The organism is Paraburkholderia sp. CHISQ3 (assembly GCF_030464945.1).
Taxonomy (GTDB): Bacteria; Pseudomonadota; Gammaproteobacteria; order Burkholderiales; family Burkholderiaceae; genus Paraburkholderia; species Paraburkholderia megapolitana.
The window spans coordinates 73,481-90,040 of sequence record NZ_JALPRG010000010.1 but is presented as its reverse complement, the minus strand read 5'-3'; the positions used below and the strand labels follow the sequence as shown (position 1 = coordinate 90,040).

Here is a 16,560-nt window from a genome sequence, read left to right as displayed (position 1 = left end):
GGCCGGATGCTGGCGCGCGCAACCGACATGCATGGCGCATGCGCACGCACCCTTCGTTCGCATGCCGATTACCTTGCAGCAAACTGTCAGGAAAACCTAAAGATTCGCCCGGCCCGGTCGATATCACGTTTTGATGGGTAGTTCCATCCTTCGGACCGCAGAACCGATACGGGTTGCCAGCCACAGACATGGAAGCGAACAGGATTATCGCGCCCCACCAGGGCTCCTTGCGCACGGTCATCGACCGGTTCCGTGCGCTCGGCCGGCGCGCGAAGCGCCGGCCCTTGCGGGTCGGCCCGGCGGCACGCTTCGGATTCGAGGAGAGCGTCGGTGCGGTCGACTTCCTCGTTCACGTCGACCGCGACCTGCGCTTTCTGTACGTGTCCGACTCAAGCCTGCGCTTCATCGGCTATCACCGCGAGTATCTGCAGACCGTTACGCTGCACGATCTCATCGCTCCCGCCGACACCGCCCGCTTCGCCGCATTGCTTGCGCGCGCGAACGCCAGCGGCACAGTCGAGAAGACCACGCTCGACCTGATCAAATCGCTGACCTATCCGGTTTCCGTCGAACTGCGGGTCGTGCGCAATCATCAGGATGGTGTAGAGGGTTATGCGATCGCCGGCTTCGACGTGTCGTCGTGGCGCGCCACCGAAGCACGTCTCACGCACGCGCTGCATCACGATCCGCTCACCGGCATCGCCAATCTGTCGGCGCTCGTTCCAGCGCTGCTCGACGCGCAACAGCGTGCGGACACCCTCAGCGCGCCGGCTGCACTACTGCTGCTCGACCTCGACGATTACCAGCGTGTGAACCGCGCGCTCGGCTACGATGCCGGCGACGAGATGCTGCGCGAAACTGCGCGCCGCGTTCTGGCTATCGCGAACCAGGGCGAGACGATCGCGCGCATCGCCAGCGATGAATTCGCGATCCTGCTGCCCACCGGCGGCAGCCGCACCCAGGTCGCCGCGGCGGCCGAGACGCTCTCGCGACGATTGCTGACTGCGGTGCAGCAACCGTATTCGTACCGTGGCCAGCAGGTGCATCTGTCGGCCAGCATCGGTATTGCGCTTTATCCCGACGTGGTTCATGCGGGCGAAGCCGCGACGCGCGACAGTCATCTGCTGCGCTGGGCCGATCACGCGCTGACCCAGGCGAAGAGCACGGGCGGCAACACGCTCGCGTTCTACGTCGCCGACGACAGCCCCGCCGATGCCGAGCGCCTGCAGCTCGAATCCGACCTGTACGACGGCGTACGCAACGGCGAGTTCTCGCTGCACTTCCAGCCGATCACCAGCAGCCAGAGTCACGGCGTGGTTGGTGTGGAAGCGTTGATGCGCTGGCAGCATCCGCTGCACGGACTCGTGCCGCCGTCGGTGTTCATTCCGCTCGCCGAATCGGTGGGGCTGATCAACTATCTCGGCAACTGGGTGCTGAAGGCCGCGTGCATGCAGTTGATCCAGTGGGATGGTCAGGGCATCTCGCTGCAATACGTCGCGGTCAACGTGTCGCCGCAGCAGTTTCGCGACCCGCGCTTCAAGGACAACGTGCGCGAGGCGATTGCACTGACCGGTCTCGATCCGCGGCGCCTCGTGTTCGAGATCACCGAAAGCCTGTTGATGCGCGATCCGGCGCACGCCAAGGCGCTGCTCGAAGAGCTCGCCGCGATCGGCATCCGTTTCGCCGTCGACGATTTCGGCACCGGCTATTCGAGCCTCGCGTACCTGCAGCGCTTCCCGCTCGCGAAGCTGAAGATCGATCGGAGTTTTGTCGAGAACCTGCTCAACTCGCGCAACGATCAGGCCATCGTCAACGCGGTGGTCGGTCTCGCACAGACGCTCGATCTCGAACTGGTCGCAGAAGGGGTCGAGACCGAGGCACAGCGAACGCTGCTCACGGAGATGGGCTGCGGTCACATTCAGGGCTGGGTGGTCTGCCAGGCATTACCGTCGGAGGAACTCGCGCAACGCTTCGTGTCGCGCGCGTTGCATCTGCACGATGCCTCCTGCCCTGCCGTATGAACCACGCAACGCTTTCGCCTCTCGTACGCCGGCCGCGCGCCGGCATGCCACTCACTAGAACACGTATGAGTTTCGCGGGATTCACATGCTAAAGGCAGCGGTGCTCGACAGGCTTTGGGCTCGAATGAGCGAGCGCGGCGATTTCCCGATGCTGTCGCAGTCGTTGCGCACGACGATGGCGGCGATGAACAACGAGGAACTCGACTACAGTTCGCTCGTACAGGTCGTGCTGTCCGATTTCGCGCTGACGCAGAAAGTGCTGCGGCTCGCGAACTCGGCGATGTATATGGCGTTCGGCGGCAACATCACGACGGTGACGCGAGCGCTGATGGTGCTCGGTATGGACGCGGTCGGTCATCTGGTGGTCGGACTGAAGATCGTCGATCACTTCCATCACAGCGTGCCGCGCCGCATCGACGCCAAACTCGAACTGAACCGCACGTTGCTGTCGGGCTGCGTCGCGCGCAAGCTGACCGAGCACGGCGATCTGCGCGCCGGCGAAGAGGCGGTGGTCTGCACGCTGATGCGCCAGGTCGGCAAACTGCTCGTTGTGTTCTATCTCGACGCAGAATGGGATCAGATCCGCCGCCAGGTCGAAACCGGTATCGATGAAAACGCAGCGTGCGAAGCCGTGCTCGGTGTCACGTTCGAGGAAATCGGTCTTGAGGCCGCGATCCGCTGGCGCCTGCCGGAGACGATCCGTGCCGGCATGGTCGACTACGACCCACAGGCCGACGAGCCGCGCCAGGTGCAATGGTTACGTGCGATCACCCGCTATTCGACCGAAGTCGCCGACGTGCTGAGCGCGCCGAATCTGGCCGACACCCAGCGCGAGATGCACATCGTCCAGCTGGCATACCGCTACAACCGCGTGCTCGGTACCGACCCCGACGCGCTGGTGGAGATGAGCGTCGCGCTGGCTCGCGAAGAAGCCGGGGACAGCGTGATGCGGGAGATCGTCGAGTTGCGCGCCAACGCCGACGCGATCGCGCGCGCGACACTTGATCCGGAGACGCGTATCGGTGCGGGTCTCGAGGATCTGCGCGCGCTACCGTCGGAGAACGCGCTCGGCCCGGTGCTCGCGCTCGCGTCCGAGACCGTGCTGGCGGGCCTTGGTTTCACGCGCACGATCGTGTTCGTGCGGCACGGTAGCGGCACGTTCAAGGCGAAGCTCGGCTTTGGGCCGAACGTCGAAGCCGCGCTGCCAAAGCTCGGGTTCGACGCCGCTTTCGAACCGGATGTGTTTCATCTTGCCATTGCGAACTCGGTGGGCATTTTCATCGAGAACGCGCGCGATCCGAAGATGCTCGCGCGTTTGCCGCAGTGGTTCCGTCGTTCGATCGATGACGCGCGCTCGTTTGTGTTGCTGCCGATCGCGGCTGAAAACCAGTCGACTGTCGCGTTGCTATACGGCGACTGGTCGTTGACGCATGAGCCCCGGCGGATCTCGCAGCGCGAGATGGCTGCGCTCAATAGTCTTGCGCGGGAGCTTGGGCGGTTCTTTGCGCATGCGGCGGCGATGGAGGCTACGGCGCCTTGATGTGCCTCAAAGCGTCACGGTAACGTGCAGGAAGGTGGCCGGAATCGATAAGGCATCTCTCTGCGAGCCCCGGTTTTCACTCGCGAACAGTTCTTCCAGTTCCCTTTGCAGATCGGCGGATCGGCCGCTCTTCTCGGCGGCATCGAATGCGTTCATCGCCGGGCCGTAGAAGTTTCTGAATTCGTTAGCGAATCCGGCCGGTGTGCCGCGATAGTTGAAGAAGTATGTCGCACGTTCGAATGCTATCTGCTCGCGCTTCACCCCTGTTGCGCCGAATCGTTCGATCACGTCGTCCTCGACGCCCCATAGCATCGGGCTGATGAATCCTTCCGGCGGCGGTGGTGAGTAGGCTGCGCCGATCTTGAGAAGACGCGCGACCAGGGTTGGATCGTTGGGAATCCAGTTGCCCATCGTGATCTGGCCGCCGGGTCGCGTTACGCGAACCATTTCTTTTGCGACATCAACGGGTCGCGGCGCGAACATGGCGCCGAAGATGCTGACGACGCGATCGAAGCTGGCGTCTTTCAGGTCGCGCAGATCGCATGCATCGCCTTCCTGAAATTTGCAGTTTGTTAGTTGTAACTCGCTGGCGCGTGCGTTACCGGCCGCTACGAGGTTGCTTGCGACGTCGACGCCGAGTACTTGCGCGCCTAGTTGCGCGGCAGGTATGGCTGTTGTTCCGTCGCCGCAACCCAGATCGAGCACCTGTTGTCCTTCCTTGATGCCGAGCCGCTTGACCAGCACCTCTCCGCTTTCCCGCATGGTCTGGGCGATGCGCGTGAAGTCACCTTTTTCCCATAGGGCTTTGTTTGGGTTCATCGTGATGCTCCTGGTTTGCTCTGATGAGTTGTCGAAATCGCGGGGTCTTGCGATGCATTAACAGGAGAACGGTCACTCGCGTGCAGATTTCAACTCGGCTGATAGCGTTGGGAATTAGTCAACCAGGAGCGGTGAGTCGACACCGCAACCGGAATCGATATCACTCGATAGAATCAGAGATGCCAGGTTTCAGATGGTGGATTGCACCAATCCGGTTATACAAGTTACGGGACAGTGTTATCTTCATGCACGCCGCAGTTCCCACATAAAATCGGGAGAACCACATGAGCAGTGCAATCGTGCGACATGAAACACCTAGCTCCATGAAAGAAGCGTGGGCGAGAGAATTTTCGGAAGCGATCGAAATCCCCGCGGGTGCAAAATATATCGTGCTGAGTGGCGTCGGGGCATTGCCGTCGAACCCGGATGCCGAGCCTCACACGGTCGCCCAGTTTGGCGATACGCGAACCCAAACTAGAAGCGCATTGGATCAGATTGGCCATATCCTTGGCAGTAAAGGCTATATGTTGGGCGATGTCGTTACCGTGCAGGCAATCTTTGTGGGTGATCCGGCGAACAACGGTAAACCCGATTACGAAGGTTTTTCGAGTGTCTATCTGGAGTATTTTGGTTCGAAAACACAACCGAACATCCCTACTCGCACTCGCTCCCAGGTCGTCGGGCTGGTCGAACCAGGGTGGCTCGTTGAAATAACGGTAACTGCGGCAAAAACAGTATAAAGACCACTACACACAATAGACCGCCGCGATTTTGGCAGGTAGCATAGACGGGCCACAGAGACCTAGAGTAAATCCAATAAGCGCCAGTTTTGGCACATTTATAAATCGCCGTCAGATACCTCATCTGCCATGGAAAACTATTATCCCGCGGGCCCCTCAAACGTACCCACTGGTTTCACGCGACCCAGCGTGTCGTATAAGCGCAAGGCCTGGCTCGCGGTAGCCGGGCTGATTACATTCATAGCGCTGTACCTCGCGTTGACCGTCTGGTTTGCCATGACGGGTATCAATCGGCTGCTGGCACTCGGCTCGAGTTCGGGCCCGGTCGATTTCCTTGTTTGCGCGTGCAGCCTGTTTCTGACGGTGTTCCTGGTCAAGGCACTGTTCTTCATCAAGAAGGGCGAGTACGCCGGCGTGATCGAGCTTAAACGCGCGGAGCAACCGGGCCTGTTCGCCTTCCTCGACCAGGTGGCGGACGATGCCGGGGCGCCACGGCCGCACAAGGTGTTCGTGAGCGGTCGCGTCAATGCGGCGGTGTTCTACGATCTGTCGCTCGTCAACCTGGTGTTTCCTTCGCGCAAGAATCTGGAGATCGGCCTGGGTCTCGTGAACATGCTCAACCTGGGCGAGTTCAAGGCCGTCTGCGCGCACGAATTCGGGCACTTCGCGCAACGCTCCATGGCACTCGGACGGTGGGTGTACACCACGCAGCAGATCGCGGCGCATATTGTCGGCAAGCGCGATGTGCTGGATGGCTTCCTGCGACGCCTGTCGCACTTCGATATTCGCGTGGCGTGGATTGGCTGGGCGCTGGGCCTCATCGTGTGGGCGCTACGCTCGATCGTGGATACCGGGTTCCGGCTGGTGATGATCGTTCAGCGGGCGCTCTCGCGCGAGATGGAAATGCAGGCCGACCTGGTCGCTGTGTCGCTCACCGGCAGCGATGCGCTGATCCACGCACTGCACCGGTTGCAGGTGGCCGACGACGCCTGGGAACGTACCGTGGGTTTCGTACGTGGCGAAGCCGGCGCCGGGCGCCCGCCACGCGACGCCTTTGCCGTGCAACAGGCCATCGCGGCGCGCCTCGGACGGATCTATAACGACGCTGCTCACGGTCAACGGCCGCAGGTGCCCGCCGACGATGCCGCAGCATTTCGCGTCTTCAAGGCAGAGCTTGCGCAACCACCGCGCATGTGGGCAACCCATCCGCTGAACCACGAGCGTGAAGAAAACGCCAAGCGCACCTATCTGTTTGCGCCAGGCGACGAGCGCAGCGCCTGGTCCCTCTTCGATGACGCCCCGGCCTTGCGCGAACAGATGACCGGAAAGCTGATCGGCAACACCGAGCACGCTGTGGCTGAGCCGGACATCACACTGCAACAGCTTGACGATCAATTCACCATCGAGCAGCTCAAGCCGCACTATCGCGGCATCTATCTGGGCTTTCCGGTTACGCGTTACACCGCTCACGCCGAGGAGCTTTACGCCCAGGTGCCGGCAGACGGCGCACTCGATGTCGAAACGCTGTATCCGGCGTCGATCAGTCAGGATCTTGAGGCGTTGCGCGCACTCGACCACGAGCATGCGCTGCTGCGCTCGCTGCGAGACGGTGTGTACACCGCCGCCGATGGCGTGATTCGTCACCGCGGACGCATCCTCAAGCACAGCGAGCTGCAGCCCGCCATCGATGCGGTGGGCGCCGAACGTGCCGAAGTGCGCACGCGTCTGGCGGCCGTGCTCAAGCATGTGCGCAGCCTGCACCAGGCGTACGCGGAACAACTGTCACCGCAGTGGCATGCCTATCTGAAAGGGCTGTTGCATGTACTGCACTATGCACATCATGCCGAAGCCGAGCTGCGCGATACGCAAGCCTCACTTGCACGCTGCTGGCAGCGCGTGACAGCAAGCGGATCGATCAATTCGCGCGGTGTGAAAGACGTCCTCGCCGGTGCGGAAAGCCTCCAGCGTGCACTGAGCAACGTGTTCCGCATGTCGGGCGCGGTGCAGCCCGGTGAACGCGTTCTGGCTGAACTCGGTCAGGAAAGCTGGTCTGCCATGTTGGGCGAACTGGGCCTCGGCAACCCGGTGCGCAAGAACCTCAACGACTGGCTGCGCTTCGTCGATAGCTGGGTCAATCACGCGGCGGGCTGTCTGTCGAGGCTCGGTCGCACCACGCTGGGCGAGTTGCTGCGTACCGAGGCGAGCATCGCGGCAGGTACCCGTGGCGAACCGCTGCCGGATGCACCCTCTACCGTGCCCGCAGCTCCCTCCACTTACGACACGCTCGTCATCGACACCGAGCGCTCGCAACGTGTCGAGAACCCCGATTTCTGGGAGCGATTCCGTTCGGCCAATGGGTTCTTCCCGGGATTGGCCCGCGCTGTCGTGGCGATTGGTATCGTCGGCGCGGTGCTGGTATTCGGCTGGTCGATGGATGAGTCCACGGTGGTGGTCTACAACCCGTTGGCGCGACCCGTGGTAGCTACTGTTGATGGCCACCGCCTCGCACTTGCACCCAATGCACATGCCAGCGTCGACGTTCATGCCGGCCGCGATATTGCGGTGTCGACACGAACCCAGGACGGCGATGCGATTGAAGCATTCCGCGTACCGGTCGACCGTATCGACAAGCATCTGGTCTACACCGTGGCAAGCGCCGCGCCTCTGCGTCAATGGACGGCGACCTACGGCGCAGGCAGCGCAGAACCCGCGCGTCTGGTGCCGCCACAGCGCTGGCAGTCGACCTTCGCAGACGTACTGTTTGCCGCGCCGCCCGTCAGCATCCAGAGCAAAGCCGGAGGAGGCATTCGCACCGTACTCGACAGCGGCGAAGGGATGACACCCGCCGTGCTCGTCGGGCAGTTCAAGGACAAGTCCGCGGTGGCGCCAATGCTGCTATCGCACGTTCGCTTCGATGCGCCCGACAGCACATACCTGAGCGACTGGCTGAGCCTCGCGAGCGGCACTCCTGGTTTTGACGAGGCCTTCGCGGCTCGCCGTGCGCGCTTCCCGATCGACGTGGTGGCCATGCGGTTCGAACAGGACGCGACTAAAGGCACAGCTGCACACGATGCCGTATGTGCACGGCAGCGTGCGCAAGCCGATCAGGCACCCGACCAGCCGGACCTCGCCTACCTCGTCACGCGCTGCATGCCGGATGGCCCCGCTCAGGACGCCGCGTTCGAAGCCGGGCGTCGACGCTGGCCCAACTCAGCGTGGTATGCCAATGCTGCCGGCTGGAACGCCAGCTTGCACGGGCGTTACAGTGAGGCACTGGCCGACTATGAGCTGGCACTGGCTGGGAGCCCGGCGCTGCGCGAGGCCGCGGCTATCGAATCGTTGCGCATGGCGCGGCTCGTCGATCCGCAAGCCGCGAAATCCCGACAGACATTGCTGGCTCAGCAATCTCCCTCAGTACGCGATGCGCTGATGTTCGAGCCTGGCGATACGCCGCCAGCCGGTGCGTATCAGCCGATCGTTCTGCTCGCCAACGGCAAGCTCGACGATGCGGTGTCGGCATCCGATGGCTCGCCCGCTCATGCACATGTGCTGCGATTGGCGGCGGCTTCATACGGTGCTTCGGCTGAGCTACGCGCGCGCGCACAAAACCTGGCTGCGGACGAAGGCATCGACCAGGACACGGCGATATTGGCGCTTGTCATGGGAGCGCCAGCCAGTACGCCTGCCATCCAGTCGCTCCAGAAGATTCTTGCTACGGGATACGACATCCCGGATTTTCCGGCGCGGATGAATCGCTTCCTCACTCTGGCGCGCCGCGGCGATGTGGCGGCGGCGGAGCATGTTCTGGATGGTCTGCCTGTGGCACTGCGTGCGCAGGCATTGGTAGCAGGGATCTATGTGATGGGAGATCGCGCGCCCGCGGAATGGCGCACCTTTGCGCAACGCGCGTTGTTTGCGTCGGAACGGCCTTATCTGGGGTAGCTACCTTCAGGCCAACATCTTTTCCCCGGCGCGCAACGTCAAAACCCGCACACCGTTTCCGGTCACGGCGACGGTGTGCTCGAATTGCGCGGACAGTTGCCCGTCGCGCGTGACGACTGTCCAGCCATCGTCTTCGGTCCGAACGGCATGTCGCCCCTGGTTGAGCATCGGTTCGATGGTGAACACCATGCCTTCCCGCAGCGCCAGGCCGGTTTGCGGTTTTCCCCAATGCAGCACCTGGGGATCTTCGTGCATCTCGCGCCCGATGCCGTGCCCGCAATATTCTCTTACGACCGAATAGCCGTTTCGCTGGGCGTGTCGCTCGATGGCATGTCCGATGTCGCCAAGTCTCGCGCCTGGACGAACGGCTTTGATGCCTTTCCACATTGCTTCGTAGGTCACCTGCACGAGCCGTTCAGCCAGCGGCGATACCTCACCAACGAGGTATGTTTTGCTGGAATCGGCGATGTACCCATTTTTCTCTAACGTGATGTCGAAATTGACGATGTCTCCGCTTTGCAGAAACTCGGTCGTAGAGGGAACACCGTGGCAAACGACGTTGTTGCGCGAAGAGTTGAGCGCGTAGGCGTACCCGTACTGCCCCTTGCTTGCGGGGCGTGCGTTGAGTTCATTGACGATGAAGTTATCGACCAGGTCGTTGACCTGCATGGTCGACATACCGATGAGGCTCAGTGCATCCAGATAGCCAAACACATCCGCCAGCAACTTGCCTGACTCAGCCAGCAGGGCGATTTCTTCTGGGCGTTTCGTCATGCTGAAGCCACCTTGATGACTTGCTCCATCACCCCCGCGGCGCGCAGTTCGCGGGCCACGATTTCGTTGAAACTCTGCGTTGGATTCATCTCGCACAACATGCCGATCTTGATCCAGAAGGCCGCTTGCGCATTGATTGAGCGGCACGATACTGCGCTTGCTTTGCGTATCTGGTCGTGTAGGTCGTCGTCGATGTTTACTATGCCCATGTGGTTCTCCGTATATGAAACGTATACGAATCATATACTGTTATTCGATGGCAGTGCAAGTGGCCTTTGTCGACTCCAGTTCGTCGCAAAGGAAGACGGACTTGCGTCGTTCGACAACGGTGGCTGAATCGTTGAGAATGCAGCGCAAAACTCACGACGGCGCACACACCGCGTATCTTTGGAAAATCATGCTTGCGATAACTCAGTTGCATGCACTGCCTGCGCAGCTATTTGACCTTGAGCGTGAAGCCTCAACGCAAGGGTTCAGGTTTTTGCGGCGTCTAATTGAGGAATGGCGCAGCGGAAGCAACAGGTTTGATAAGCCAGGAGAACGTCTTCTAGTGGCGGAGGACGACGGCAATATCGTCGGCATCGGCGGTTTAAACGTCGATCCATATGCGACAGCTCGCGATACGGCCCGTCTGCGTCGTGTGTATGTCGCAAACGACCATAGGCGTCGGGGAATAGGCGAAGCATTGGTTGGTGCGCTTCTTGAGGAAGCTTCATCGAGGTTTCGTGTCGTTCGGCTTTCCACAGATACCGATGTCGCCGCTGCCTTCTATGAGCGACTCGGCTTCAGTGCAGTCGCCGATGAGACTGCGACTCACGAAAAAATGTTGTGGTGAGGGAGCGCGTCGTTACAACTGCAACGCCCATTCATTTCCAGGATGAAGAACGTTGAGGCAGTCTTTCAGCCACTTGCGCTCGATGGCCGGCAGTTTCGGCAACGCCATCTCGAAGTCCCGCTGATCTTTCGGGCGGCGATCCCGAGCCTTGAAAAGCAACACCGCTGAGGGGTTCAGGTATGGAATGCCGTCAGCCGTGCGCATCACCATTTCGACGCGCGGTCTTCTGTACGATAGGTCTCGCTTGTAAGCCCAGGATTCGGTGGTCCCGGGCTCGATCATCATGTCGATTCGCCAACATGCAGCAACGCGGTCAAATCCCCAAAATTGCATAACGTCAGGTGGATGGTTCTGATCTGCGTGCATTTTTTTGAGCACGCCAGAGTGCGCGGTATAGAACTCCAGATCATCGAGGGATCGACGGAACTCGCCGAAATTTTCTCGCAGGATTGTGAATTCCAGATCGCCGTGTTCACGTGTCTGCTTGCCGTGCCAAAGATCAAGGGCCCATCCACCGGCAACACACCAAGGCAAACTTATACCGCTCAACCGGTGAGCCAGTTCGGCCGGGTGCCACGCGTTCCATGCTTCCTGGTCCGGTATGTCGGCTTGAGTGTTCATCGTTTTGGCGCGACCGTATTTGGTTCGGAGTTGCGGATTTTCCCACGAGGGAGTCAATCCGAATGGGACTTTGTTGCGCTCTGCAAAAATCCTGGTGTGTACATCAGACCGTTTGCGGCCAGTTTGGAATGCTCGACACCAGTGACCTGAGCATCAACAATCATTGCGGAAAACGAGCGATTACGAACAAACAAATGTGACAATAGAACAAAATGCTTGAGATAGCAGAGGGGTAGGAAAATGCGATTCAGTTTCAACTCGTACGTTTCAATTGCCGTGACGTTCGCGCTCTGTCTGCTTCTCGGTGCTTGCGAGCGGGCACAGGACGAGTTACCTGCTCTATTGCGAAATGTGTCAGCGCGTGGTGGTTACTGGGGCGCCTGTCCGCCGAGTGACAATACGGAGCAGGAGATGCTTAAAACCATGGGGCGGCTTGGAACATCGCCTGAACTCGACGCCCGATTGAATGCCGGCTTTCCTCCAGGGACCGATGATCTGAAACTCAAAAGAACCCTCACCGAACAAGGATTCCGCGTTGACGGTGCCTGTAAAACAGACGGATCGATTCACATTGCCGGCTTTTTCCGTAAAGGTGTGGGTCTCCTGTCTTACGATGTATCGGCGCAGATCTATTGGAAAGTGGATCAAGTCGGCCACATCGTATGGACGAAAGGATTCGTTATGTACATCGGCTTATAGACATTTGCCAGCTTATCGACAGCAAAGCAGTTAGCAAAGGTCATCGTTGCGACGTTCGAACATCCGTTTATAAGATCTCGGAAGGACGGCTTCCGGGTCGATAGTTAGCCTCCACGTTCCCCAGTCCAGGCAGTCTCGCGAACTCCCTCGCCCCATCCTCACACAGCGCCCCCCGAATCTCTCGAACCCAGTTTCCCGGCTACGGCGCGAGTTGCCGCTAAGACCCCACCTCCGGAATCACCAACGCCCCACAACCCCGATCCGTCACAAACACAGCCAGCAACTTCGCCGCCCGCACCGGATCCGGATTCTCCGCAAGCAAATGCAACGCACGCGGCGCTTCAAACCACGTCGCACCGCTGCGGTAATCGATTGCAGCAGCACCTTCCATCTGCGAACGAACCGTCCCCTCCAGCACGAACGCCGTCACCGATCCCGGATGTCGATGCGGGCCCGACAACGCCAGCGGCGGAAAATCGACCACAGCCGTCGTCACGGACTTGCCCGGCACATCCGGCAACGGTTCGCACGACAGCACCTTGACGTGGGTAACCGGCCGGCTGGCAGCACCGGGTTGCACAGGCGCAGGCGCACTAGAAAACATCGGTTGATCGCTCGCACTGCAGATGTCCTGCAGCCATTGCTCGACGGAACCCGGCCCGCCGCCGGCATGCTGGAGCGTCACCACCAACGGCATCAGCACCAGCGCCGCGCTCGCCACGCGCGACCATGCAACGCGACGGGACATCACCGCGCACGCGGCGCTCATTACATCGCCTCCATCGACAAACGCAGACCAGGCTCCCAACCCAACTCGCGCCGCACACGCGCATTGCTGACCACGTCATTGTCTTCAGTCACATTGAACGCACCGTGCGCCGCATGCTGCACAGCCAGCAGCGCCGCCCACGCAGCCGCTTCCACGTGCACCGGACTCGCACCAGTCGCGCTCGCCGCACCGGTTCCCGGTCCGTACAACTGCCCATAGCGCAGCACCGCGCCCTGCAGATCGGGCGTATCGAGCACACACCGCTCGAGCGCCGCCACACCAATCACGCTCACGCTACGCGCACCTTGCGCCTCGAGATCGAGCGACTGCGCTTCGGTGTAGGGCTGTGCACCAGGCGCATAAGCCCATGCAATGCTCTGCGCGACCATGCGTGCACAGCCGGCCGCTACAGCCGCGTCGACCAGATTGCGCGTGCCTTCGCTGCGAATCCGCGCGTTGCGGACCGCGGCATCGGCCATCTGTCGTGGATCGAGACCCGCCGGCAAATCAGTCAGTTGATGAATCACGACAATCGGCGCGACGCGCTGCACCGCCGCGCGCAACGCCGCCGCGTCGAACACGTCGACGACGACCGGAATCGCACCCAGCGCATCGAGCGCCGCAGATCGCTCCGCGCGCCGGGTGCTGCCGTACACCGTATAGCCCGCGCGCGTCAGCAGCGGCACCAGCATGCGTCCAATGGCGCCGGTTGCGCCGGCCAGAAAGATCCGCTCGCCGGCTGCGTTTGTTGTCGTACCTGTCATGGTGCTTCTCCTGCGCTATTTTTCCTGTTCATGGACGCCAGCGTAGCGTTACGATGCCCTGTAGAAAAGATCCAAGAATGGAGAAATCGATCAGGCCATGAATACGCAGCATAACTACCTCGATGCTCTCCAGCTCGATCGCGGCCGGCGTGTGCCACTGCATCGGCAGATCTACGAACGCATGCGCAGTGCTATCGAGCAACGCATGCTGCAACCTGGCGACCGGGTCGCGTCGGCCCGCGCGCTCGCGAGCGAACTCGGCGTCGCGCGCAGCACCATCGAGGCCGCCTACCAGCAACTGACCGGCGAAGGCTATCTGGTCGCGCGCGGCCAGGCCGGTACCGTCGTCTCGGCGCACCTTCCGCCGCCGGTGTCGCACGCAGCGGGACCGCGTACGGTCGACCGGCGCTCTCGCAAGCATTCAAGTGCGTCCCCAAACGCATTGCCGCAGGGCACTGCCCCACCACCGTTCCAGCTCGGCACCCCTGCCCTCGATGCGTTTCCGCGCAAGCTATGGACACGCCTCGCCGCACGCCGGCTACGCATGACCTCCACCGCCGATATGTTCTATGGCGACCCATGCGGCTACGGCCCGCTGCGCCAGGCAATCGCAACCTATCTGCTCGTGTCGCGCGGCATCGCATGCAGACCGGAGCAGGTGTTCGTGACAGCGGGCTACCGGGCGTCACTGGCATTCGTCGTGCGTACTCTGCTGAAGCCGGGCGAGCGCGTCTGGACCGAAGATCCATGCTATCCACCCACACGCGACGTAATCGAACATGCGGGCAACCGTCCGGTCGCAGTACCGGTCAATAGCGAAGGAATGCTCGTCGCACACGGCATCCGTCACGCGCCGAAAGCGCGTATGGCTGTCGTCACACCGTCGCATCAAGCGCCGCTCGGCGTGTCGCTAACGCTGCCGCGACGTTTGCAGCTGCTCGACTGGGCATCGCGTACGAACGCCTGGATCGTGGAGGATGATTACGACGGCGAGTATCGCTATAGCGGTGCACCGCTGCCCGCGCTCAAGAGTCTCGATGCGCACGATCGCGTGATCTACGCGGGCAGTTTTTCGAAGACGCTCTACCCTGGTCTCGCGCTCGGTTATCTCGTGGTACCGGAACGGCTCGTCGATACGTGCAATGAGGCTGCGCGCACGTGGTCGAACGGTTGCCCGCAGATAACACAAGCTACTGTTGCCGACTTCATGTCGGCGGGTCATTTCTCGCGGCATCTGAAGAAGATGCGGCTGCTGTATGCGCGACGCCGGGCAATACTCGTGGCGGGACTCGCAGCGGCGTTCGGCGAAACGGTTCGTGTCGATCTCACGAGCGGCGGCATGCATCTGATCGCGCGCTTCACATCACGCACCGGCGATCGAGAACTCGCGCGACGTGCACAGCAGGCTGGGTTGAACGCTCAGCCGCTATCGGGTCGTTACGCCGCGCGGCGTAGCCATAGCGATAAGGGGCTCTTGCTAGGTTTCACGAACATCGCTTCCGCCGAAGAGGCAATGCGGTTGTGTACGCGTTTGCGCGACGCGCTAAAGGGATAGCACTCGGCTCTAGCGCGCTGTCGCTATCGTTGTTGCAACTCGCCCCGCCCGCGATGCGACTCAATCCTCGAACCGCTCCAGCCCCGACGCTTCCGCATTACGATCCGCCACACCAGCCCACGCCGCCGCTTCGAGCGCAAACGCCGCGATCCGCGCAGCCGTCAACGGTGCGAGCTGCGCACATAGCGCGTCGAGTTCCGCCCACGCGCCGCGCTCGAGCGCTGCGATCGCCGACAGCAGCGTGCCAAGCACGCCATCGCGCGTAAGGATCGCTGCGCGAATCGGCCGCGCCAACGTCAGCACATTGAGCGTCCCTTCGAGCGACCCGCCGAACACCGCATCGACGAACGAAAACACGCCCGTCAGAAACGCCGCGTCCGCTTCATCGCGACCCGCAGCCGGCAGATGCGCGACTGCGAGTTCCATAAAACGCGCGCGCGTCGCCGCAAGCTGTAGCAGCGGGTCGTTTTCGAGTGCGACCTTGCGACCGTCCGCATACAAGAGCAATTGCGTCCAGCGAGCGATACGGTCGGTACCGGTCGCATTGATCGCGTCGCGCAGCGTCGTCACCTTGCGACCGCTAGCAAGACTGCTCGCGTTGGCGAGCCGCATCAGGTGCATCACGAGTACCGGGTTCAGTTTCAGTTCGGTTTCGAGTTGCGCGACTGTCGGCTCCGAGCCGAGCAGATGCAGCAGATTGAGCAACGCGTGACGCGGCGCGCTCACACGCCGCGCCGACGAAGCCTGCGGACGTGCAAAGAAATAGCCCTGAAAGCGATCGAAATCGAGCTTGAACGCCGCCTCAAAATCGGCCTGCGTATCGATGCCCGATGCGATCAGTATCTTTCCCGCTGACCTTAGCGCCGCTACGAGCTTCGGCAGCATCGCACTCGCAATACCGGTGAAATCGATCTTGACGGCCTCGGCGTAAGGCAGCAATTGCGCGAACGTATGATCGGCCTGCACCACCCCATCGAGCACGAAGCGGTAGCGCCGCGCATGCAGCGTGACGATGCGCGCGATCAGTTGATTGTCGACGGCGATGTCGGGTGGCAGTTCGAGCAGAAAACGCTCGGCGGCCAGCATGGCAAACGATTCGTCGAACAGCATCTCGCGCGTGACGTCGAGGTAGCCGATGTGCCCAACGAGCGCGGCGCGCACGGCCGGCTGGATCGCTGCGCGCACAACCGGGTGCACGCCCACGAGCCGGTCGGGTATGGGAATAGCGTTGGCATGGAGATCGGCATCGCCTGGTTGCGCCGCGCGGGCTTTCAGTTCGTAACCGCACAGCATCGCATCGCGATCGAGCAACGGCTGACGCGCAAAATAAACCTGCTCTTCGATACTGCCCGTCATGCCCGGCACGGCTTGACGGCGCGGATCTTCGGCCGCGATCGTATTCATTCCAGTCCCCTGGCGAAGCGCGGTGCGCTTCGGCCTGCTTTGGTCTTTGCTTGTGTGTGGGCGCCCGGATCGGTTGC

At 61.5% G+C, this 16,560-nt stretch carries 14 protein-coding genes; 7 read left to right on the top strand and 7 right to left on the bottom strand.

The annotated features are described in order from the left end of the window. Positions 1-188 precede the first annotated feature (188 nt). Together M0D65_RS23005 and M0D65_RS23000 are read left to right on the top strand one after the other, a co-directional pair. Complete coding sequence (locus tag M0D65_RS23005) at positions 189-2,021, top strand: bifunctional diguanylate cyclase/phosphodiesterase (protein ID WP_266254719.1); 1,833 nt, start codon at positions 189-191, stop codon at positions 2,019-2,021. Positions 2,022-2,106: 85 nt separating this feature from the next. Continuing rightward, on the top strand, positions 2,107-3,561 hold the full coding sequence (locus tag M0D65_RS23000) for an HDOD domain-containing protein (protein ID WP_266254718.1): 1,455 nt from the start codon (positions 2,107-2,109) through the stop codon (positions 3,559-3,561). Between the two features lie 6 nt (positions 3,562-3,567). Here the strand turns inward: M0D65_RS23000 and M0D65_RS22995 are convergent, their stop codons facing one another. Next, positions 3,568-4,380 (bottom strand): class I SAM-dependent methyltransferase, encoded by an 813-nt coding sequence (locus M0D65_RS22995; protein ID WP_266254717.1) that lies wholly within the window; start codon positions 4,378-4,380, stop codon positions 3,568-3,570. A gap of 284 nt (positions 4,381-4,664) precedes the next feature. Between M0D65_RS22995 and M0D65_RS22990 the strand changes: the two genes are divergently transcribed. Beyond that, positions 4,665-5,120 (top strand): RidA family protein, encoded by a 456-nt coding sequence (locus M0D65_RS22990; protein ID WP_266254716.1) that lies wholly within the window; start codon positions 4,665-4,667, stop codon positions 5,118-5,120. A 129-nt stretch (positions 5,121-5,249) separates the two neighbouring features. Then, complete coding sequence (locus M0D65_RS22985; protein ID WP_266254715.1) at positions 5,250-9,062, top strand: M48 family metallopeptidase; 3,813 nt, start codon at positions 5,250-5,252, stop codon at positions 9,060-9,062. A 6-nt stretch (positions 9,063-9,068) separates the two neighbouring features. Here M0D65_RS22985 and map read toward each other — a convergent pair whose 3' ends face one another. Together map and M0D65_RS22975 are read right to left on the bottom strand one after the other, a co-directional pair. Further along, complete coding sequence (gene map, locus M0D65_RS22980) at positions 9,069-9,836, bottom strand: type I methionyl aminopeptidase (RefSeq protein WP_266254714.1); 768 nt, start codon at positions 9,834-9,836, stop codon at positions 9,069-9,071. After that, the gene (locus M0D65_RS22975) at positions 9,833-10,045 is read right to left on the bottom strand and encodes a ParD-like family protein (RefSeq protein WP_266254713.1); all 213 of its coding nucleotides are present in this window, start codon (positions 10,043-10,045) and stop codon (positions 9,833-9,835) included. The genes map and M0D65_RS22975 overlap by 4 nt, the downstream gene beginning before the upstream one ends. A gap of 101 nt (positions 10,046-10,146) precedes the next feature. Here M0D65_RS22975 and M0D65_RS22970 point away from each other — a divergent pair, with 101 nt between their 5' ends. Then, on the top strand, positions 10,147-10,671 hold the full coding sequence (locus M0D65_RS22970; protein WP_266254712.1) for a GNAT family N-acetyltransferase: 525 nt from the start codon (positions 10,147-10,149) through the stop codon (positions 10,669-10,671). A gap of 12 nt (positions 10,672-10,683) precedes the next feature. Here the strand turns inward: M0D65_RS22970 and M0D65_RS22965 are convergent, their stop codons facing one another. Then, a complete protein-coding gene (locus M0D65_RS22965; protein ID WP_266254711.1) occupies positions 10,684-11,292 on the bottom strand; it encodes a hypothetical protein in 609 nt (202 codons plus the stop codon). A gap of 411 nt (positions 11,293-11,703) precedes the next feature. Here M0D65_RS22965 and M0D65_RS22960 point away from each other — a divergent pair, with 411 nt between their 5' ends. Next, a complete protein-coding gene (locus M0D65_RS22960; RefSeq protein WP_266254710.1) occupies positions 11,704-11,991 on the top strand; it encodes a hypothetical protein in 288 nt (95 codons plus the stop codon). Between the two features lie 217 nt (positions 11,992-12,208). On the opposite strand, the gene M0D65_RS22955 is transcribed toward M0D65_RS22960, so the two are convergent. Both M0D65_RS22955 and M0D65_RS22950 read right to left on the bottom strand, forming a co-directional pair. Continuing rightward, positions 12,209-12,760: a cupin domain-containing protein gene (locus tag M0D65_RS22955; RefSeq protein WP_266254709.1), complete on the bottom strand. Its 552-nt coding sequence runs from the start codon at positions 12,758-12,760 to the stop codon at positions 12,209-12,211. Beyond that, a complete protein-coding gene (locus M0D65_RS22950; protein WP_266254708.1) occupies positions 12,760-13,524 on the bottom strand; it encodes an NAD(P)-dependent oxidoreductase in 765 nt (254 codons plus the stop codon). The genes M0D65_RS22955 and M0D65_RS22950 overlap by 1 nt, the downstream gene beginning before the upstream one ends. Positions 13,525-13,621: 97 nt before the next feature. Here M0D65_RS22950 and M0D65_RS22945 point away from each other — a divergent pair, with 97 nt between their 5' ends. Continuing rightward, the gene (locus M0D65_RS22945; protein WP_266254707.1) at positions 13,622-15,079 is read left to right on the top strand and encodes a PLP-dependent aminotransferase family protein; all 1,458 of its coding nucleotides are present in this window, start codon (positions 13,622-13,624) and stop codon (positions 15,077-15,079) included. A 60-nt stretch (positions 15,080-15,139) separates the two neighbouring features. Here the strand turns inward: M0D65_RS22945 and M0D65_RS22940 are convergent, their stop codons facing one another. Then, positions 15,140-16,483, bottom strand: a complete 1,344-nt coding sequence (locus tag M0D65_RS22940) for an EAL and HDOD domain-containing protein (RefSeq protein ID WP_266254706.1) — start codon at positions 16,481-16,483, stop codon at positions 15,140-15,142. Between the last annotated feature and the right edge of the window lie 77 nt (positions 16,484-16,560).